Origin of the sequence: Rufibacter sp. XAAS-G3-1 (assembly GCF_013623775.1) — a bacterium.
GTDB lineage: Bacteria > Bacteroidota > Bacteroidia > Cytophagales > Hymenobacteraceae > Nibribacter.
Map to the genome: position 1 here is coordinate 180763 of NZ_JABFAM010000005.1, position 19572 is coordinate 200334.

Annotated in this window: 16 protein-coding genes and 2 tRNA genes; 13 read left to right on the forward strand and 5 right to left on the reverse strand. The window is 53.3% G+C overall.

Features of this window, described 5'->3' with window-relative positions; genetic code table 11:
• Positions 1–560: 560 nt before the first annotated feature.
• The 7 genes from HHO50_RS05105 (at position 561) to HHO50_RS05135 (ending at position 8571) form a co-directional block, all read left to right on the forward strand.
• A complete protein-coding gene (locus HHO50_RS05105; RefSeq protein WP_181304925.1) occupies positions 561–956 on the forward strand; it encodes a hypothetical protein in 396 nt (131 codons plus the stop codon).
• Positions 957–1315: 359 nt separating this feature from the next.
• On the forward strand, positions 1316–1594 hold the full coding sequence (locus HHO50_RS05110) for a heavy metal-binding domain-containing protein (protein ID WP_219921444.1): 279 nt from the start codon (positions 1316–1318) through the stop codon (positions 1592–1594).
• A gap of 54 nt (positions 1595–1648) precedes the next feature.
• Entirely contained in the window at positions 1649–2926 is a 1278-nt protein-coding gene (locus tag HHO50_RS05115) for an efflux RND transporter permease subunit (protein ID WP_181304926.1), read from the forward strand.
• Complete coding sequence (locus HHO50_RS05120; protein ID WP_181304927.1) at positions 2919–4811, forward strand: efflux RND transporter permease subunit; 1893 nt, start codon at positions 2919–2921, stop codon at positions 4809–4811. Before HHO50_RS05115 ends, HHO50_RS05120 begins: the two co-directional genes overlap by 8 nt.
• The gene (locus tag HHO50_RS05125; RefSeq protein WP_181304928.1) at positions 4798–6048 is read left to right on the forward strand and encodes a TolC family protein; all 1251 of its coding nucleotides are present in this window, start codon (positions 4798–4800) and stop codon (positions 6046–6048) included. The genes HHO50_RS05120 and HHO50_RS05125 overlap by 14 nt, the downstream gene beginning before the upstream one ends.
• A complete protein-coding gene (locus tag HHO50_RS05130; RefSeq protein WP_181304929.1) occupies positions 6026–7369 on the forward strand; it encodes an efflux RND transporter periplasmic adaptor subunit in 1344 nt (447 codons plus the stop codon). Before HHO50_RS05125 ends, HHO50_RS05130 begins: the two co-directional genes overlap by 23 nt.
• Positions 7366–8571 (forward strand): efflux RND transporter periplasmic adaptor subunit, encoded by a 1206-nt coding sequence (locus HHO50_RS05135; RefSeq protein WP_181304930.1) that lies wholly within the window; start codon positions 7366–7368, stop codon positions 8569–8571. Before HHO50_RS05130 ends, HHO50_RS05135 begins: the two co-directional genes overlap by 4 nt.
• Before the next feature lie 927 nt (positions 8572–9498).
• On the opposite strand, the gene HHO50_RS05140 is transcribed toward HHO50_RS05135, so the two are convergent.
• From HHO50_RS05140 to HHO50_RS05150, 3 genes are all read right to left on the reverse strand, one after another.
• Positions 9499–9573 (reverse strand) — tRNA-Val (locus tag HHO50_RS05140).
• 137 nt (positions 9574–9710) lie between these two features.
• The gene (locus HHO50_RS05145) at positions 9711–10088 is read right to left on the reverse strand and encodes a hypothetical protein (RefSeq protein ID WP_181304931.1); all 378 of its coding nucleotides are present in this window, start codon (positions 10086–10088) and stop codon (positions 9711–9713) included.
• Positions 10089–10268 carry a hypothetical protein gene (locus tag HHO50_RS05150; protein ID WP_181304932.1) on the reverse strand — a complete coding sequence of 60 codons (180 nt, stop codon included), beginning with the start codon at positions 10266–10268 and terminating at the stop codon, positions 10089–10091.
• Between the two features lie 662 nt (positions 10269–10930).
• On the opposite strand from HHO50_RS05150, the gene HHO50_RS05155 reads away from it, so the two are divergent.
• The 3 genes from HHO50_RS05155 (at position 10931) to HHO50_RS05165 (ending at position 13192) form a co-directional block, all read left to right on the forward strand.
• Positions 10931–11040 (forward strand) — tRNA-OTHER (locus tag HHO50_RS05155).
• Between the two features lie 32 nt (positions 11041–11072).
• Positions 11073–12260 carry an AsmA-like C-terminal region-containing protein gene (locus tag HHO50_RS05160; RefSeq protein WP_181304933.1) on the forward strand — a complete coding sequence of 396 codons (1188 nt, stop codon included), beginning with the start codon at positions 11073–11075 and terminating at the stop codon, positions 12258–12260.
• Positions 12261–12535: 275 nt separating this feature from the next.
• Entirely contained in the window at positions 12536–13192 is a 657-nt protein-coding gene (locus HHO50_RS05165; protein WP_181304934.1) for a hypothetical protein, read from the forward strand.
• Between the two features lie 40 nt (positions 13193–13232).
• Here HHO50_RS05165 and HHO50_RS05170 read toward each other — a convergent pair whose 3' ends face one another.
• Positions 13233–14228 (reverse strand): IS110 family transposase, encoded by a 996-nt coding sequence (locus tag HHO50_RS05170; protein WP_181304935.1) that lies wholly within the window; start codon positions 14226–14228, stop codon positions 13233–13235.
• Between the two features lie 578 nt (positions 14229–14806).
• Here HHO50_RS05170 and HHO50_RS05175 point away from each other — a divergent pair.
• The 3 genes from HHO50_RS05175 (at position 14807) to HHO50_RS05185 (ending at position 17967) form a co-directional block, all read left to right on the forward strand.
• On the forward strand, positions 14807–15460 hold the full coding sequence (locus HHO50_RS05175) for an ABC transporter ATP-binding protein (protein ID WP_181304936.1): 654 nt from the start codon (positions 14807–14809) through the stop codon (positions 15458–15460).
• A 214-nt stretch (positions 15461–15674) separates the two neighbouring features.
• On the forward strand, positions 15675–16868 hold the full coding sequence (locus HHO50_RS05180) for a serine hydrolase domain-containing protein (RefSeq protein WP_370457522.1): 1194 nt from the start codon (positions 15675–15677) through the stop codon (positions 16866–16868).
• A gap of 256 nt (positions 16869–17124) precedes the next feature.
• The gene (locus HHO50_RS05185) at positions 17125–17967 is read left to right on the forward strand and encodes a TerB family tellurite resistance protein (RefSeq protein WP_181304937.1); all 843 of its coding nucleotides are present in this window, start codon (positions 17125–17127) and stop codon (positions 17965–17967) included.
• Positions 17968–18389: 422 nt separating this feature from the next.
• On the opposite strand, the gene HHO50_RS05190 is transcribed toward HHO50_RS05185, so the two are convergent.
• Entirely contained in the window at positions 18390–19502 is a 1113-nt protein-coding gene (locus HHO50_RS05190; protein ID WP_181304938.1) for a mechanosensitive ion channel family protein, read from the reverse strand.
• Positions 19503–19572: the final 70 nt, after the last annotated feature.

Here is a 19572-nt window from a genome sequence, read left to right on the forward strand (position 1 = left end):
CTGAATATCAATGCCTGGCATGTATACGGGTTTGGGCATAATTGCCAACCTTTTTCCAGTAAGATGTGAGGGGCTTCTTCCGTGGTAGCCATCTGATATAACTATCTCTTCTCCTTTCAGGAGGACAAAATAGATAGCTCATTTGTCCTGCTACTTATAGGCTAAGTAACTGATGTTCCGTCCTCCTGCTGGTGGTTTCCGGCGGTCTGGAGACTCGCTTCATCCCCGGTCACGAGACCGGAGTCGCGCGCCAGTTAACTCTAAACCTGTGAAGTCTTGGAGATCTCACAGGTTTCCGCGTTTTAGGGCTGTTTTCCGAAAAGCGGCCCCAAAACGCATCCCCAACTCCTCTCCCACGAGTGGGGGGCGAGGCTTCAGCGGAAGGGCAGTCATGAAGTATCAAATGGTTGAAGTGCACCGATTTTTATAACTATAAACCAAAATTATATTAGAGCAGATTGCTCACCTCTGTATACTTTTGTGAAAAGTAGCATCAAACGTTTGGCAACTCTCTGTGGTTGTTGACGTTTTGGTATTGGATTATATCCTTTCCGCCCCACATGAAAGCACTGCAGAAATTTGTTCACCTAAGTTTGATGGTCGCCCTCTCCCTGGCTTCTATGGGCTTCCGCGGGGCTGTTTCGCAATGTTCTGGTGGGGAAGGGAGTGCAGTAGGCTTTTTCGCAGAGCCAAACTGTTGCTGCAAAAAGGCAGCGAAGAAGCCCATGGAAGCCTGCCATGACCTGTCCTGTGTCATGCAGCGGGGAGTGGCCACGCAGGCAACCTTTACTGCCGCTACCCAACAAATAGCCAAGGTTGAGAAGGAGCCTATCACGTTCCCTGACTTTGCCGAACGAATGCGGCCTTCCATTCTTGAAACCGAACCCCATTTCACTTTGCCGCCTCCGTCCTCCGGCAGGTTCATTGGCATTCTATATCAAACTTTCCTTATTTAGTATTCCCTTCCCTGTCTAGGAGCGCCAGCGATTCCTCTCTGTTCATGCTAAGTAAGCGGACAAAATTAGTTTGACTTACTTTTCTCCCAGACCGTAAATTCCTTAAGGCCGTTTTTTAAGAAAAGCCAGGATCCTTCTTGGTCATGTTGCTGGCGTTCATGCCCCGGTATGCCCGGTTCTTCCCTGTAGAACCAGCAGTTGGCCAGGGATGATCAGGTCTGGAATTTACGCCCGCCCTATACCCGTGTTTTGGACTGCATCACGCAGCCCTACAGTATTCCTCTTTGAGAGCTTCTGGCTGAAAGAAGCTCTCAAAGGGGAAAAACTCTCTTTTTCATTCATCTATACATTTCCATTTCATGAGAACCCTGAAATCAAACTTTGCCGTGGCCTTCTTTGGCCTAACCCTATTCTCCGCCTGCAACGGTTCCGCAACCGAGCCGAAAGCCGTAGAAGGAACAGAGACAAACCAGCAGGTGGCCGGGGTCACCTACACGTGCCCCATGCACCCCGAGGTGGTGAGCAACGAGCCCGGCAAATGCCCTAAATGCGGCATGTTCCTGGAAGAAGTGAAGTCCGGCGAGGAGCTGGACTCTGCTGCGGCCGCCCATGGGCATGAAGCGGGCGATCAGCATTGATTTTTTCCATTCCTTCTTCCCGGCGGCTAGGCCGGGGGATTTTCCCTCCAAGGCATGATTGCTAAACTAATTTCCTTCTCCCTGCGCAACAGATTGGTAGTCCTGCTGATTGCGGCGGGCATGTTCGGCTGGGGAGTGTATTCGGTGACCACGAGCAAGGTAGACGCCATCCCTGATTTATCGGAAAACCAGGTGATCGTGTTTACCGAGTGGATGGGCCGCAGCCCTCAGATCATAGAGGATCAGGTGACCTACCCGCTGGTGACCAACCTGCAGGGCATGCCGCAGGTGAAATATGTGCGCGGCGTGTCCATGTTCGGGATGAGCTTCATCTACATCATCTTTGAAGACCAGACCGATATCTACTGGGCGCGGGAAAGGGTGCTGGAGCGCCTCAACTACGCCAACCGCCTGCTGCCCCAGGGCGCCATCCCCACCCTGGGGCCGGACGGAACCGGCGTGGGCCATATTCTCTGGTACACCCTGGACGCGCCGGGCATGGATCTGGGCGAGCAGCGGGCCATCCAGGACTGGTACGTGAAATTCTCGCTCCAGAATGTGGCGGGCGTGAGTGAGATCGCCTCGTTCGGGGGCTTCCAGAAACAGTACCAGATCACAGTAGACCCCAACAAGCTAACTTATTACAACCTGTCGGTGCCGCAGGTGATGGCGGCGGTACGGGCCAACAATAACGAGGGCGGGGGCAGCAAGTTTGAGCTGAGCGACATCGGGTACATCATCAAAACCACCGGGTACCTTAAATCCACCGAGGAGATAGAGAACATCCCCATCACCACGCAGAACACCATTCCGGTAAGCGTGCGTGACATTGCCACCGTGCAGATGACGGGCGAAACCCGGTTGGGGATTTTTGACCTGAACGGCGAAGGCGAGGTAGTGGGGGGCATTGTGGTGATGCGCTACGGCGAGAATGCCGAGGAGGTGATCAGGAACGTCAAAACCAAGATGGAGGAGGTCTCCGCCGGGTTGCCCCAGGGCGTCAAGTTCAACATCGTCTATGACCGCAGCGGGCTGATCAATGAATCGGTGAACTCGGTGAAGACCACCCTGCTAGAGGAGATGCTGGTGGCCTCCTTTATCGTGTTCCTCTTCCTTTTCCACTGGCGCAGTGCGCTCATCATCATCATCCAACTGCCCCTTTCCATCGCCATCGGCTTTATCCTGTTGAATATGTTCGGGATCACCTCCAACATCATGTCCCTGACGGGGATCGCCCTGTCCATTGGGGTGATTGTGGATGACGCCATTGTGATGGTGGAGAATGCTCACCGGCATCTGGCCGATGCCCAAACCAAAGAAGACTATGGATAACGAAACGCGCCTGTCCATTATAGAGAAAGCCGCCAAGCAGGTGGGCCCCAGCGTATTTTGGAGTACGATCATCATCATCACCTCTTTTCTGCCGGTGTTTCTGCTGACTGGGCAGGAGGGGCGGCTGTTCAGCCCATTGGCCTGGACTAAGACCTTTATCCTGATTGTGGATGCTTTCGTGGCCATCACGGTTACCCCGGTGCTGCTTTCCCTGTTGCTCAAGGGCAAGTTCAAGCCAGAGAGTGCCAACCCCCTTAACCGCGCGCTGGAACGGGTCTATGGGCCTGTGCTGCGCTGGTGCCTGGAATGGCGCAAAACCACCATCGGGGTCAACCTCCTGGCCCTGCTCATGAGCATTCCCATGCTCATGAGCCTGGGCTCTGAGTTTATGCCGCCGCTGAATGAGAGCTCCATCCTGTTCATGCCGGTGACCCTGCCCGATATCTCCAACGCTGAGGCCAAGCGCATTTTGCAGGTGCAGGACAAGATCATCAAATCGGTGCCAGAGGTGGCGCAGGTGCTGGGCAAAGCCGGCCGGGCCAGCACCGCCACCGACAACTCCCCCATCAGCATGATTGAGACCATCATCCAACTGAAGCCGGAATCTGAGTGGCGGGAGGGGATGACCAAGGCCAAGATCATCGCTGAGCTGGACCAGAAGCTGCAGATTCCGGGCGTGATCAACGGCTGGACGCAGCCCATCATCAACCGCATCAACATGCTGGCCACCGGTATCCGGACAGACGTGGGGGTGAAGGTGTACGGCCAAAGCCTGGATTCCATCGCGGTGGTGTCAGAGAGGGTGCGCAATGCCCTGCAAAACGTGGAAGGCGTGGAAGATCTGTACATAGAGCCCGTGACCGGCGGAAAGTACCTGGAGATCCAAACCCGGCGCGGGGAGTTGGGGCGTTACGGACTGTCGGTGGATGACGTGAACAGCGTGGTGGAATCGGCGTTGGGCGGCATGACCATCGGGAATACCATTGAGGGCCGCCAGCGTTTCTCCATCAGCCTGCGTTTGGCCCAGGAATACCGCAACAGCCTGGGGCGCATCGGCCGCATTCCCCTCCAGTCGGCCACGGCTGGCACAGTGCCTTTATCGGCCGTGGCCGATGTGCGGTTTGTGGACGGGCCTCCCATGATCACCTCTGAGAACGCGCAGTTGCGGGGCGCGGTTCTGTTCAACGTGCGAAACCGCGATCTGGGCAGCACCGTGCAGGAGGCGATCCAGAAGCTCAACGGGGAATTGACAGACCTCCCGAACGGGTATCGGCTGGAGTGGAGCGGGCAGTGGGAAAACCAGATCAGGGCCACGCAGACCCTGAAGATCATCATTCCGCTGGTACTCCTCATCATCTTCCTGATCCTGTACTTCTCCTTCAAGTCCTTCAAGGAGGCCTTGCTTAACCTGGTCACCATTCCTTTCGCTTTGGTGGGCGGGGTATTCATTATCTATTTCTACGGCATCAACCTGTCGGTGGCGGTGGCGGTGGGGTTCATTGCCCTGTTCGGGATGGCGGTGGAGACCGGGATGCTGATGGTGGTGTACCTGAATGAGGCCATGAATGCGTTGGTGGCGGCAAAAGGGAATTCCAGCCAAACCATCAGCAAGCAGGACATCCGGGAATACGTCTTCCAGGGGGCGGCCAAAAGACTGCGGCCCAAGATCATGACCGTTTCCGTCTCGCTCTTTGGCTTGATTCCCGTGCTGTGGGCCACCGGGGTGGGGACAGATGTGATGCTACCCATTGTACTGCCCCTGATTGGAGGGGTGTTCACTTCTTCCATCCACATTCTGCTGGTGACGCCCGTGGTGTTTGAGATGACCAAGCTCTACGAGTTAAAGAAACACGGCAAACTAGAGATCTACGATGTTAAACACTAGAATATACGTATCGGCCTTGCTGCTGTTGCTGGCGGCGGGAGGAGCCTGCGCCCAAACCCCGGTGCTGCCCTTGGACACCGTGCTGAACCGAATTTACCGGAACAACCCCATGCTGCAAGAGTTTGAGCTTAGGGCCCAGGCGCAGAATGCCATGGCAAAGGGAGCCCGCAGCCAGATGGCCCCCATGGTGGGGGCCGGCGTGTTCATGTATCCCTACCCGGGGCAGACGATCATGGAGGAGCGGGACAAGGGCATGCTGATGACGGTGGTGGAGCAGGACATCACCAACCCCGCCAAGCTGAAGGCCCGGGAAAAGTACCAGCTTTCTAAGGTGGCCATGGAAGAGGCCGGGCGCGATAACACCTTCAACCAGCTCAGGGCGCAGGCCAGAACGGCTTATTACCAGTGGGTGGTGCTGGAAAAGAAAAATTCTGTGCTGCTGGAAAGCCAGCGCATCATGCAGTTCATGCTCAAGCTGGGCAAAGTCCGCTATCCTTATAACCAAAGTTCGCTGGGCAGTATCTACAAGGCCGAAGGACGGTTGGCGGAAGTGGAGAACATGCTGGTGATGAACGACAGCGAGATCACTAGGATGAACATCCAGCTGAACCTGCTGATGAACCTGCCGCCGGAAACCCGCTTCCGCATTGATACCACGGTTCAAACCTCGGTGCTGACGGTTCTGCCCGACACCGTCTCCTTAAGTGCCGCCCGCAGCGACATCCGCCAACTAGACCGCACCATTGAATCCATGCAACTCAACCTACGGTTGGAGAACCTACAGCGGAAGCCCGATTTCGGGATACGGTTCGAGAACATGATGCCCCGCGACAAGATGATGCCCCAGGTGTTCACCGTGATGGGGATGGTGTCTATTCCCATCGCGCCCTGGTCTTCCAAGATGTACAAGGCCAACGGCAAAGCCATGCACCTAGAGATACAGGGCATGCAGAAAGGGCGGGAGAACCTGATGAACGAGGCGCGCAACATGGTGGCCAGCATGGCTCTGGAACTGCAGACCAAGCGCATCCAAGTGCAGAACTACGAGCAGAAGATCATCCCGGCTTTGCGGCGCAACTATGAAACCACGCTCCTCAGCTATGAACAGAACACGGGGCAGCTGCCGCTGGTGATTGATGCCTGGGAAGCCTTGAACATGGCGCAAATGGAATACCTCAACAACCTGGAGCAACTCTACCTGATAGGTGTCAATTATGAGAAAGAACTGGAAAAATAAAGTAAGATGGCTGCTGGTTTTGCTGGTGCCACTCACTTTCTCCGCCTGCCAGGACAAAAGCCACGAAGAAGCCGAAGCTGCCCATGCCCTGGAATACACCTGCCCCATGCACCCGCAGATTGGGCAGGACAAACCCGGTTCCTGCCCCATCTGTGGGATGGACTTGGTAGCCAAACAGCTGGCCAATGCCCCCACCGTGGCCGTCAGCTCAGACCTGGATTATCTGCTGCAACCCACCAACCAAGCGGTGGTCTCCTCCATTCAGACCACCCAGCCGGTGCAGCGGCAAGTAGAGAACGAGATTACCATGAGCGGGGTGGTAACCTATGACACGCGCCGCCAATACCTGATTCCGGCCCGTTTTGGGGGAAGAGTGGAAAAACTGTACGTACAGTTCAACTACCAGCCGGTACGCAAAGGGCAGAAGTTGTACGATATCTACAGCCCAGAGCTGGTGACGGCGCAGAAAGAACTGCTGTACCTCCTGCAAAATGATGCTGGCAATTCAACCCTGATCGCCGGGGCGCGGCAGAAGCTTCGCTTGCTGGGTGCCACGGAAGCCCAGATCAAACAACTGACCCGGACGGGCCGGGAATCCTATACCTTCTCGGTGTACAGCCCTTACACGGGGTACGTGCTGGACCCTTCCGTGACGGCGGCTCCCACCCTTGCCCCTGCCAATGCTAGTAGTGGAGATGGAATGGGCGGCATGGGAAGCTCCTCCAGCCCGGGTGGTACTGCGGGCGGCGGAAGTATAACAGCGGCACCTGCGCAGGGTACGGGTTTTGCCATCCGGGAAGGCATGTACGTGACCACCGGGCAGGCCCTGCTCAAAGTGGTAGACGCCTCGCAGGTGTGGGCCCAGTTCAACGTGCCCAGCGGCTTGGTGGGCCAGCTCCGGAAAGGAACCCCTATCACCATCACCTTCAACCAACAGCCCGGCGGCGACCCGGTGCAGTCCACCGTGAACCTGGTGGAGCCGGTCTATGAGGCCGGGCAGAACTTTGCCCAGGTTAGGGCTTCGCTCCCGGCGCGGGGAAAATCCATTTTGATCGGCCAACTCCTCACGGGCAAAACCGCTTACAGCACCGGCGCAGCCTTATGGGTTCCCCAAGAGGCGGTACTGGACTTAGGCACCCAGTCCGTCGCCTTCCTTAAAGTCAAGGGGGTATTCAAGCCAACGGCTGTCCAGGTGGGGCAGCGCGCCCACGGTCAGGTAGAGGTGCCCCAGGGCTTAACTGCTCAGGACGTAATTGCCGCCAATGCCCAGTTTCTGGTGGACAGCGAAAGTTTTATCAGGGTAACAGACAACGACAGATGAAAAAGGCACAGAATACATTCCTCGTTTTCCTGGCGGCGCTCTTTTTGCTGTCCTGTGTTGAGCAGCACGAACACCACGAAACGGCAGAAGCGGGTACCACTTATACCTGTCCCATGCACCCCCAGATTGTTGAAGACGAACCGGGTTCCTGCCCCATCTGCAACATGGACTTAGTACCGGTGAAAAAACAGGCCCCGGGAAGTACGGCGGCGAGCATCATGTTGAGTGATAACCAAATGAAGCTGGGGAACATAACGGCCCGGCCGGTTAGAATGGGGCAGGTGGGAAGCAGCACGATTCTTACGAGCCGGTTGGTGGTAGACCAAACCCAGGCTGACCTGATCAGTAGCCGGGCCACCGGCCGTATTGAGAGGCTGTACGTGAAGGAGACGGGCCAGCCCATCCGGAAGGGCCAGCCGCTGTATGACCTCTACAGCGAGTCCCTGCTCACCCTGGAACAGGAATACCTGCTGGCCTTAGATCAGGTGCAGGCATTCCCCGGGGAAACGCAGTTCGCCTCCATCCTGGAGGCCGCCAGAAGAAAGCTCTTGCTGACCGGGTTGACCAATGCCCAGATCAACAGAATCGCCCGTTCCAAGCGCCTGGATGCCCGCATCACCTTTGCAGCCCCTGTCTCCGGCACGGTGACGGAGATAACCGCCGCCGAGGGAGTGTACGTGGCCGAGGGCAGCCCACTGTACCGGGTGAGCCGCCTCAACACCATCTGGGTAGAGGCCGAGCTGTACGCGCAGGAAACAAACCAAGTGACGGTAGGCACTCCCGTGGAAGTAACCGTCCCCGGGGTATCCACCCCCTTGAAAACCAAAATCTCCTTCATCAACCCCGAGTTCCGGCAGAACAGCCAGGTGGTGGTGGCCAGGGCAGCGTTGCCTAACCCCAAAGGGACATTGATCCCCGGCACCCAGGCTACCATCCATCTGCCAGCCCCAGTAAACCGGGCCTTGACCCTTCCGCTGGATGCGGTAATCCGCAATTCCCAGGGAGCGCATGTCTGGGTGAGAACCGGGGAAAACACCTTCAGTCCCCGGATGGTGACCTTGGGCGAGGAAAGTGCCCACCAGGTGGCCATCGCCAGCGGACTGAGCACCAATGACACGGTTGTGGTCACGGGGGCTTACCTGCTTTACAGTGAGTTCGTCTTAAAGAAAGGCGCAGAACCTGTGGCGGGCCACAGCCATTGACAAAGCAAGGGCCGCCAGTAGGTTAATTTGGCATGAAAGATTACAGCACTGATTACCAAGTTGGCCAGGATCTTCAACTTACTTCCATTCTCCTATAAGAATGATACGTGTGCAGGGCATTGGCAAACTTGCGGTAGGGTAATCTGACCTTCGCCGCGAGCCCTAGTCCCTCTCCTGGGGAGAGGAGCCCCGCTGAGGCGTTTTGGGGCTGCTTTTCAGAAAACAGGCTCAAAACGCGAACACCTGTGAGGTCTGTAAGACCTCACAGCAGTAGACCTACTATTATTGTTGTGCGCAGAGTTAGCGGGAGCGCTCTACGCACCCTTGGACAGCCAATCTCCTGATTGGCGAACCATCGGCGCAGACGCTCGCAGGTCTAAAGACGCTACGAGGTCTTTTGAAGCGGGCGGCATCGCGGAAGCAGTCAGTTAGAAAGTACTGGCGCGAGACTCCAGTCTCGTGACCGGGGATGAAGCGAGTCTCCAGACTCGCTGGGAACCACCGGCAGGATGGTGTAAAGTCAGGTTGGAGTAAAGTCAGGTTGGAGTACCATTCTAACAGCAGAATGGAAGGAAATGATTGAAATTATGGTTCAGGGAAAGCTCACATTATCCATCCTGGCCACCATTGAACAAGCTACCGGCTACAACCTGCTTTAGGATCTTCCCGGGCGGCGGCAGACACTGGAGGTACGGGTGAATAATGAACCGGTTAGTTGATGGAGGAAATCCTGCCCAACAAAAATCTTTCTATAACGATGGGGCTAGGGACAATTCTTAGAAATTGGGTTGCTTCTTAAGGAGAGGCGCAAGCCAAGCCGGCCAAATGCCTTGGAGCTTATTGTGAAAGCTGCCCAAAAAGAAGTAAAATGTCTGTAAATGAAAAAAGCACTTACAAGTTTTACCTCGTAAGTGCTTTTCTATGAAGTGGGGCGTGCTGGATTCGAACCAGCGACCCTCTGCTTGTAAGGCAGATGCTCTGAACCAGCTGAGCTAACACCCCTTCTTTTTATTTTTGAAGACCTTTTGTTCCCGTTTGATGATGCAAATATGGGGGATGTTTTTTTATCTACCAAATGATGTTCTCAAAAAATCGTTAAAATTTAGTAGAAACACTTCTTCATTGGAGACGTGCGTAGCTCAACGTATATTTAGCGGCTGAAAATCAGAAAGTTTGTGGGAAACAGGAAAAAGGTAACCCGATATTTTTTTTGGGGGGTAGCAGGAATTTTTTTGATCATGGCCTTGGCGGGTGGGGCGCTCGCTCTCTATCAAGATAAAATCATCCGGCTGTTTGTGGCCGAAGCCAACCAACACATCAAGACCAAAATTGCGGTAGAGAAGATAGAGGTGACCTGGTGGGAACAGTTTCCGCAGGTGGCCATTAGGCTGCAGAACGTAGAGGTGACGGAAGCCGTGCCCGGCAGTACCGCGCCTTTGGCCAAACTGAAGAACGTGTACGCCACCTTTTATCCCTGGGATCTCTTGGGCAGTTCTTACCGCATCAGGGAAATTCATTTAGAGGACGGGGAGGTACACGCCAGAATACTGGCCAACGGAAAGGTGAATTACCGCTTCTTCCAAAGCGCAGATACGGTACAAAGTGAGACCATGCAGTTCCACCTGCAGCACATTGTCCTCAAGCATGTGCACGTCACGTACCAAGACGCTCCCCGCAGGCAGGTGTATGACGTTCACGCGCGCGCGCTAAGGGCCGCGCTGGAAATGGAAGGATCAGTCCTGCAGCTGGAAGCCAGCGGGAACACGCGCATCAAGAACATCAGAATTGGGCTTAACGAGTTCCTGAATGGGAAAGAAGTGACTCTGGCTAGCAGGCTCAGCATTCATACAGAGCGGCAGACCATTACCCTTCAGCCTTCAGAGGTACAGATAGGGAAAGCAGTGTACCAGTTGGGCGGCCAGATTGCGTACCGGCAGAAAACGCAGGTAAACTTAACCGTGAACGGCAAGAACACCCAGGTGCAGTCACTATTGGCTTTGTTGCCAGCCCGGTATTCAAACCAATTTGGCCAATACCAAAGCGACGGCGATGTCTACTTCAAAGGCAAGGTGAAAGGCGAGGTGTCTTCCCAAAAGAACCCGTTCCTGGATTTTGAGTTTGGGGCTAGGGATGCCTCTTTTTACCACCCAGGCTCCCGGGAGAAAGTGGAAGGGGTAACGCTGGTGGGCCGCTTCACGAACGGGGCGCAGCGGAACAGCCAGACCTCCCGGCTGGAGGTCCGCCAGATACAGGGCCGCCTGCGCGGGAAACCCTTCAGCGGAGAGGTCATCTACCAAAACTTCGTCAACCCAGACCTACACCTAAACGTAAATGCCCAGCTAGACGTGGCCAGCGTTTTGGGGCTGTTTCCGGGAAAACACCTTGAAAAGGGAAGCGGGCAGGCGCAGGTGCGATTCGCCTTTACGGGGAACCTGCGCACGTTCCGGGCGAACCCTGTTAGCCCCGCCATTAAAGCCCGCGGCGAAGCCACGCTACGGCAGGTGAGTCTACAGTTTCGGCAGCATCCCATCTTGTTTAAGGGCTTCAATGGTACCTTGTTGCTTAAGAAGAATGACGTAGCGGTTTCAAAGGTCAAGGGCAAAATAGGCGACTCAGACCTTCTGGTGAACGGGTATTTTAAGAATGCGCTGGCCTGGCTTTTCTTTAAAGGGCAAAAGCTTAGGATAGAGGCCGATGTGGCTTCCCGGTTCCTGAACGTAAACCAGATTCTGGCGGCTTCCGCCGAAATGGGCAGTAGTGCCACGGCGGCGCCTGGTGAAAAAGGCGGCTCTGGGGCGTATGCCTTCAACATGCCAGCCCAGTTGGAGCTAGACCTGAATACCTCCGTCCAGCGGTTGACGTTCCGGCGGTTTAGGGGCCGTCAGTTGTCCGGGCGCATCCAACTCAAGGACAAGGTGCTGACCACGCCGGGCATGGCCATGCAGGGCGTGGGTGGGCGCTTTAGAGTAGCTGGTCGCATGGACGCCCGCAGCCCCCTGATTAAGGTGACTTCCACGGCCCACCTGGAGAACATCAACGTAGATAGCCTTTTCTACGTGTTTGAAGATTTTGGGCAGACGTTTATCATGCAGCGGCACCTGCGCGGTGAACTCACAGCCCAGATTACGTCAGACACCTACCTGGATCATCGCCTCAGGCCCCGCACAGACCTAGTGCGGGCCGAGGTCAAGACCACCCTCCGGAACGGGCAGTTGATCAACTTTGCCCCCATGCAGAAGCTCAGCCTTTTTGTAAAACGCGGGGAGTTGGCAAATCTTCGGTTCTCAGAGATGAAGAACAACTTTTACATCAAGAACCGCATCGTGTACATTCCAGAGATGGAGATCAAATCCAACACCAGCCGGTTGTCAACGATTACCGTCTCGGGCACGCACACTTTTGACCAACTCATGGATTACCGCGTGCGCATCCCGCTCAAAAGCCAGCGCCGCGACAAAGATGAGCGCTTTGGGGTAATCGCCACCAGTTCCGCCAACAACCCCAACCTTTTCCTCACCATCAAAGGCAAGGAGGGCAACTTCAAAGTGGCCTATGACCAGCAGAGAGTAAGGCAGAAAGTTGCCGCAGACCTGAAGCGAGAGAAAAAAGTAGTCAAGGATATCTTGCGGGGCAAGAAGAAAGAGGAAGAGAAAAGAGTAAAGCCTTCGGCGGAATACTTTGAGTTCTGAGAAAGAGGCAAGTGGCGTTTTAAGGCTTTTTTCTAGAAAGTAGGCTATAAACGTTGACGCAACTTATACTTTGAGAGCTATATATTATATTCGGTAGTTCAGTTACGGTTATCTGTCAAAAACGGATGTAAACAGGATGTTTCAGTCTAACCATAGGGCTGATAACCGGAGTTGTTCCTTATACAAGGTAGTTGGTGGTAATAAATAACATGAAAGTTTTATGGAAATTAGGCAAATAATGAATCTATATCTGACAAGCTATTTCCTATAACTAAATGAAAAAGATAATACTTACCATAGTCCTTCTACATCTTTATACATTCACTTTCGGTTGCATGTGTACTAAAGCTCCTGAAACTACCTTAGAAGACTGGGCGAAAAGTGATTTAATTCTTATAGGAAAAGCAACTGAAATAATTGAGAACTCAAGGTTATTCGACAAAGGTGGACAGCAACTAAGAATCATCAACTTCCAAATATTGGAGGGCTTTAAAAATATTGAGAAAGAGCAGAGAATAATTTCTTTTGACTATTCAGACAATTCCTGTCAGTATACTTTTGAGGTCGGTAAAACATATGTTATTTACGGACATCAAATGCCCTCTGGACTAGCTTTTACAAATTCTTGCACAAACACTAGGAAACTTCCCGACAGCTTCGCACAACTTCCAGCGATAAAAGAGCTAAGGGAAATTTCTAAAGAAAAGGACATTAAACAGCCGAAGGGGCAAACTTTCGCAATGATTGAAACCTCGACTTTAGAAAAGCTCCAAAGAGATGGTAGCGAACTTGCAGAGTCAAAGGATAGGATAAAGTATTTGTATTATGCTCTTGGCGTCTCAGCATTTTTTAATGTCATTTTAGGTATTCTGGCATATAAAAAGAGAAAAATTACTACCACCAACATTGTGTTCTATGGTAAAAGCAAGTAAAACCGCATAAATTTACCAAGAACCGATTCCTGAAGTCTTCTCACACCTGTAGGCACACGTAGGGCGTGTTGCGCTGGATGACGGCGAACATGCGGCTCACTATTTTGTTCTTGATGGCGTTCAAGACGGCCATGGGGTGCTTGCCCTCCGCCGTTTTCCTCTCATAGTACTTCCGGTACTCGTTGCCCGCCTTGATGCTGGTCAAGGCGCCCATGGTCAGGAGGGCCTTTATCTTCTTGTTGGCGATCTTGGACACCTTGGTCCTTCCTTTCACGCTGGTGCCTGAGCTGTACCTGAAGGGCGCAAGGCCTGCGTAGCAGGAGAACTTGCGCCAGCAGGGGAAGCGGGTGAAGCCCCTGGTGAGCACGAGCATCTGGTTGGCCGTCTGCTCACCCACGCCCGGCACCGTGCACAGAAGCTCCTTCTTCTCCCTCAGTTCCTGGCGCTCTGCGATCCTGCGGTTTATCTCCGCCTGCACCTCCTTCAGCTTCTTGTCCAGCAGCGCCACCATCTCCTTCTCGACCTTCAGCAGGAACCTCATGTCCAGGCAGCCCTCCAATACTTTCAATTCCTTGATTCGGGTCTTATGCGCCGACTTTTCCTTCAGCAGCCGCTCCCGCTGGGAGGAGAGCTGGCCCAACTCCAGAAGAAGGCATGGGGCGGCTTGGCCGAAGGTGAGCTCGTCCAGGTTCCTTTTCAGGTAGCGGGCGATCATCAGCGGGTCCGCCTGGTCGTCCTTGCCCCGGACGATGCCCATGGAGCGCCTGATGCGGTAGGCGTTCTCCGAGACGAATCTGAGCCCCTTCTCCGAGAGGAATCTGCCCAGGCCGACGGAGTAGACGCCCGTGTCCTCGAAGCCGAGGATAAGGCCGTGGTCCGGGCCGGGGCAGAGCTTGGCGGCCCATCTGGCCAGTTGGCCGAAGCCAGCCTTTGTGTTCTTGAATTGGGAGTGGCAGTGCCCGTTGTCGGGGAAAAGGGCGGTGGCATCCAGCGTTAGCTTGCTGACGTCGATGCCGATGAAAAGGTTTTTTTCCATATCTTTCTTCTAGGTTTAAAAGAAGGTCGGGCGACTGTCACCTTTAGCAGGCATGCAGGCCTAGTGTTCTATCTTGTCAGGGCCGACCGGAAGAAATGGGGAGAGGACTAACACAATGTAGGGGCATGAAAACCCATATAAACGTTTAGTTCTCCTCTCCCATTTCAAATATAGGAAATTGCACTCTCGCAGATGAGCAAATATAAAGGTATAAACGCCAGCATCGGCCGACGGCCTCGCCGCCGTTTATACTAGTCCGTTAGCAGAAATTAAAAAAATGAATATTAAATCTATCCGTATAATATGGACTTTCTACACAGCCTTTGCCGTACCCTCCATGGCGATAACATTGTCTTGCCTAAGCCTTAATATTGAGTCGGGTTTGCGGTTATACTCAATTATTTTCTGGTTCAAGGTAGCGACCCTTAGCTTGATGTTCCTTGCTGTGAACAGCTATAAAAAGCATGAGTATTTTTATTATTATAATTTAGGTGTATCTAAGGTGAAACTATGGGCCTCAACCCTCTCATTTGACTTTTTTATTTTCCTATTCCTAAACTTTCTGCCCTACTAAACCGATGATTCACAGACTAGAGGCAGACAGTATTCTTCTGGAATTGGGTGGCCGTAGAATTCTCTCGGATATCTACTTAAGTTGTGAGACAGGTAGAATAACAGGCCTGTTGGGCAGAAACGGGCAAGGGAAATCATGTCTTATGAAGGTGATTTATGGCAGCCTGGAATGTAGTCAATCAGTCCGTTTTGACGGGAAGTTCCAATCAGCAGCGTTTAAGCGGCCTGATTTATTGCTTTACCTCCCACAGTTCAATTTCATACCCGCATGGCTCACGCTGAAACGGGTATTCAGTGACTTCGGTCTCGATTATGCACCGTTCGAAAATAGGTTTCCTGAGTTTGCTGGCAGACACAAATCATCTATGAAAAGCCTCTCAGGCGGCGCCCGTAGGCTGGTGGAAATATATGCCATTGTTAAATCAAAGTCGCAGTTCGCCATGCTCGATGAACCTTTCACGCATTTGAACCCCATTCAAATCGAGAAAGTAAAAGAGTTTTTACTCGAAGAGAAAAGCAACAAAGGGTTATTGCTCACCGACCACATGTTCAGACACATTCTAGACATAAGTGATGATATGAATTTACTTACTGATGGCCGGATTCATTTGGTGAAAAGCATCGAAGAAATAGAAACACTTGGATATGCCAGAATATAACATGAACTCTTTTAAAAGCTAAGGGAATCAGGCAGTGATTTTATGGAAGTCAGCTTGGTAGTAGATGCTGGATTTGACGATAGCGAAAGCTTGTTTTAACAGCTTGCTACACCTAAACGTCAGCCCCGGCCTTCGCCCATCGTTTGGCATAGACGTAAACGAACATTTGACCTTGCTTGTTCAATGAACAAAAAATGGCACCAAGAAGAAAGCTGTGATACAAACCAAACCCATAAAAAAACTCCGCCACCAACTTCTTTCCTTCTTATGGCTGGGCCTCTTCGCCTGTCAAACCAACACAAGTACTACCTCCTCCCAAACCACTTCGGCGAACGCCAAGGTGTATTACCCAGCGAAAGGCGATAAGTGGGAGCAGAGAACCCCCGAGCAGGTAGGCATGGATCCGAAGCTGTTGGCAGAGGCGGTGGCGTATGCCCAAACCCAGGAAACCAAAATGCCCAAGGATTTCTCCACCCAGGAAGAAATTTTCGGGAAACTGCTGGGGCCAATTCCTAAAGACCGGGCGGGTACCAACGGCATCATCCTGCGGCACGGCTACATTGTGGCTGAGTGGGGCGACACCAAACGCGTGGATCCTACCTACAGCATCGCGAAGAGTTTTCTGTCTACCATTCTGGGCGTGACGCTGGACAAAGGCATGATCAAAGACATCCATGACCCGGTGGCTAACTACATCAAAGACGGCGGCTATGACTCAGGGCCCAACCGCAAAGTGACCTGGCGCCACCACGCCCAGCAGACCAGTGAGTGGGAGGGAGAACTCTTCGGGAAAACGCACACCTTTGTAGGCAAAGAGGAATTTGGCAACGGCGAACGCAAACCCCGTGGACTGAAGGAACCCGGTACTTTTTATGAGTACAACGATGTGCGCATTAACCGGCTGTCTTTGTCATTGCTGCGGCTCTGGAAAAAGCCCTTGCCCCAGGTGCTGAAAGAGCAGATCATGAACCCCATTGGCGCCTCAGACACCTGGCAGTACCTCCCGTACAAAAATTCTTACGTGGAAGTAGAAGGAAAAAGGCTGCCCAGCGTAAGCGGCGGTACCCGCTGGGGCGGTGGCCTCTGGATCAATACCCGCGACGAGGCCCGCTTCGGCTACCTGTTCCTGCGGCAGGGCAAATGGAAAAACCAGCAGATTGTGTCTCAAGATTGGGTACAGCAAGCGACTACGCCCGGCCCGCACGGCCCAGATTATGGCTACCTCTGGTGGCTGAACACGCAGAAAAAACAATGGCCCAATGCGCCAACTACCAGTTTTGCGGCCTTGGGCGCAGGTTCCAACACCATTTGGGTAGACCCTGAGCATGACCTGGTGGTGGTCTGGCGCTGGCACGGTACCAACGGAGACGAGTTTTTTAAGCGCATTCTGGCCTCGGTAAAAAAGTAAGGGCTGGTTTCCATTTGAGGTTTGCCAGCGAAAACGGCACAAAAAGGTTCTGCGGAAGCGTTCTTGGAGCCGCGTAGCAACGCTACGGGGCGACGCGCAGGTTGTTTGCAGCACGAAAGACAACGTTTAAACATGCTCTAAAGAGGAATGTGAGTGGCAAGTGGCGTTTAGGGCCTGTTTTTAGAAAAACAGGCCCTAAACGCCAACCCGTTTTTAACCAGATCGTTTGTGTAATTCTACACCAACGCATTGAACTATGGCTGAAGAAACCACCACCCTTTTAAAGGATTACTCTGATCAGGAAAAAGGAGCTTACCTGGGCGCATTGGCCACCATTGCCTCGGCAGATGGGCATGTGTCTGAAGACGAGATCACTTTTCTGCAACTCATGAGCGAGGCGGCAGAGTTACCAGAGAACTTGCAGCAGGAGGTTCTCTCCATCGCTAAAAATCCCTCGCAGATAAGCCTGCAACGGTGCCTGGATGTGCTCAAAGGCAGCCCGCTGCGGTTCTCTTTTGTCACCGATATCATCAGCTTCGCGAAGTCAGACGGACAATATACCCCAGATGAGCAGCAGCGCATTGCCGAGGTAAGCAACTACCTGGGCATTGACCAGAAGCAGTTCAGCATCCTGGATCAGTTTGTAGACAAAGCCAACCAAGCCCAGGAGCAGGGCGAAGACCCTACCTCCCCATCGTTCCTGAACAAAAGCGGCTTTGGCGACATGTTCAAGAAGTCTGGGATCTCACCAGGCATGGTAACCGGCATGCTGGGCATTTTGGCTCCTATTGTAATCAGCGGCATGATGAACCGCCGTCGGCCCCATGGATACGGTGGTGGTATGATGGGAGGAGGAATGATGGGCGGCGGCATGGGCGGAGGCCTAGGTGGTTTGCTGGGTGGCCTGTTAGGCGGCGGCATGATGAACCGCGGGGGCATGTACGGCGGCGGCCGAATGGGCGGCTTAGGTTCTATGGCCTCTATTCTGGGGGGCTTGGGTGGCCGAAGCGGTTACGGCCGGGGCATGGGCTCCGGCGGCTTAGGAGGCCTGCTAGGCGGTATTCTGGGCGGCGGTCGTAGAGGAGGATCAGGCTGGTAAGAAGAGGAATTCCTGCTTTAGGCCTGGTTTTGTAAAACTAGCCCCAAAGCAGGAATCTCTCTTCGTATTCACATCAGTTGATGGTGGCATTCTTATAGCCATACCAGCGGTAGGCGCAACCCTTGTGGTTGCCCTTTGCTGTTCACAAAAGCAGCACACAGGATGATACCGTCCTCTGTTTCTAAAGCTGTTGCTGTTACGCGTGTCAAACCAACGCCCATGTTTTTTTGCTACCGTGCGGGTAACCACAAGGGATTGCCCTACCTCTGTCATCCAATTCTTAACTCACAGGGAAGATCGAATACAAGAGAGGAATGCAAAACCGAAAGATTCATCTCCACATCTCCAAATCCCCACATCTCCAAATCTCCAAATCCCCACATCTCCAAATCTTCAAATTCCCACATCTCCAAATCCCCACATCACCCATTCTGCTTTACATACAGCGTTTGGGTGGGGTGCGCGAATTCAGCCCCGTGTTTCTCCACCATCCCCACAATCTGGTAATTGATTTCCTCTTTGATGTTGATGTACTCGTCCCAGTCAACGGTGTCTATGAAGTACAGCACCATGATTTCTTTGGCGTGCGGGCTTAAGTTCATGAACCGTACGCGGCCCTCCTGGTTGGTGCGCGGGTAGTTGTCAATAAAGTGCTGGATGTCTGCGACAATGGCCTTCAGCTGTTCAGAGGTGGTGCCGTAGGTAAGCATAATGTCAAACTTCACCCGCCGGAAGGTGCGCAGCGTGAGGTTATCCAGCGGTTTGTCAATCATGCTTTTGTTGGGCAGCGTCACGTAACTTTTCTCCAGCGTTCTGATGCGGGTGCTCCGGAAACCTATTTTCTCAACGGTGCCGGTGATCTCGCCCACCTGTACCAGATCGCCTACCACAAACGGATGATCCAGGAAAATGGTAAATGAGGCCAGCAGGTTCTCCAGGCTTTCCTTGGCGGCAAACGCGATGGCCAGACCACCCACTCCCAAACCCGCCACCATGCCCGCCACGTTCACCTTGAACACCGCGCCCAGAATAACGAAAAACCCAATAATGACGATGATCACCTTGGTGAAATCCACGAAGAACGGCACCAGTTGGTCATCCAGTTTGGAAAGTGTTTTGGCCGCCCGCTTGGAGAACATCATCCCGAAGAAATCTACCAGGCGCATGGTTACCCACGTAAGCGAGCAGATGAGGAAGATGCTGTAAATGCGCTGTAGAACCCGTTTTAGGCCCAGCTCCTCTTTGCCCGGCAACCCTAATTGGGGAGGGTAATTCAGCTGTTCAAACGCAACGTAGAGGAACACCAGAAACGCCAGCACTTCCAGAGGAGTCACCAACAGACGCTTGAACTCCTCGTTGGTGACTTCCTGATTGATGCGTTTAATGATCCCCTTAAAGAGAATGGTGGAAAGAAGCCCCGAAACAACCGTTTTAAACAGGAAGCCGCTCAGCATGATCCCCATGAAAATAAGGTACTGCTGCACCGTATTCCCCAGAAAAACAAAGCGTAGAATATCTGAAACCTGGTTCTGCATTCGTTAAATGTTTGCCCTCCTGCAACCAATGCGTGGGCGCAGGGGTCTTATAGGAAATGAAAGGCAAATC

Bases quoted from the DNA above. Each gene is read 5' to 3' on its own strand.
- HHO50_RS05120 (WP_181304927.1), top strand. From the start codon at position 2,919: ATGGATAACGAAACGCGCCTGTCCATTATAGAGAAAGCCGCCAAGCAG.
- HHO50_RS05165 (WP_181304934.1), top strand. From the start codon at position 12,536: ATGAAAAAGATAATACTTACCATAGTCCTTCTACATCTTTATACATTC.
- HHO50_RS05135 (WP_181304930.1), top strand. From the start codon at position 7,366: ATGAAAAAGGCACAGAATACATTCCTCGTTTTCCTGGCGGCGCTCTTT.
- HHO50_RS05190 (WP_181304938.1), bottom strand. From the start codon at position 19,502: ATGCAGAACCAGGTTTCAGATATTCTACGCTTTGTTTTTCTGGGGAAT.
- HHO50_RS05185 (WP_181304937.1), top strand. From the start codon at position 17,125: ATGGCTGAAGAAACCACCACCCTTTTAAAGGATTACTCTGATCAGGAA.
- HHO50_RS05125 (WP_181304928.1), top strand. From the start codon at position 4,798: ATGTTAAACACTAGAATATACGTATCGGCCTTGCTGCTGTTGCTGGCG.
- HHO50_RS05170 (WP_181304935.1), bottom strand. From the start codon at position 14,228: ATGGAAAAAAACCTTTTCATCGGCATCGACGTCAGCAAGCTAACGCTG.
- HHO50_RS05110 (WP_219921444.1), top strand. From the start codon at position 1,316: ATGAGAACCCTGAAATCAAACTTTGCCGTGGCCTTCTTTGGCCTAACC.
- HHO50_RS05115 (WP_181304926.1), top strand. From the start codon at position 1,649: ATGATTGCTAAACTAATTTCCTTCTCCCTGCGCAACAGATTGGTAGTC.
- HHO50_RS05105 (WP_181304925.1), top strand. From the start codon at position 561: ATGAAAGCACTGCAGAAATTTGTTCACCTAAGTTTGATGGTCGCCCTC.
- HHO50_RS05175 (WP_181304936.1), top strand. From the start codon at position 14,807: ATGATTCACAGACTAGAGGCAGACAGTATTCTTCTGGAATTGGGTGGC.
- HHO50_RS05145 (WP_181304931.1), bottom strand. From the start codon at position 10,088: ATGAATTTCCCTGATGCGGTAAGAACTGCCCAAGAGATCCCAGGGATA.
- HHO50_RS05130 (WP_181304929.1), top strand. From the start codon at position 6,026: ATGAGAAAGAACTGGAAAAATAAAGTAAGATGGCTGCTGGTTTTGCTG.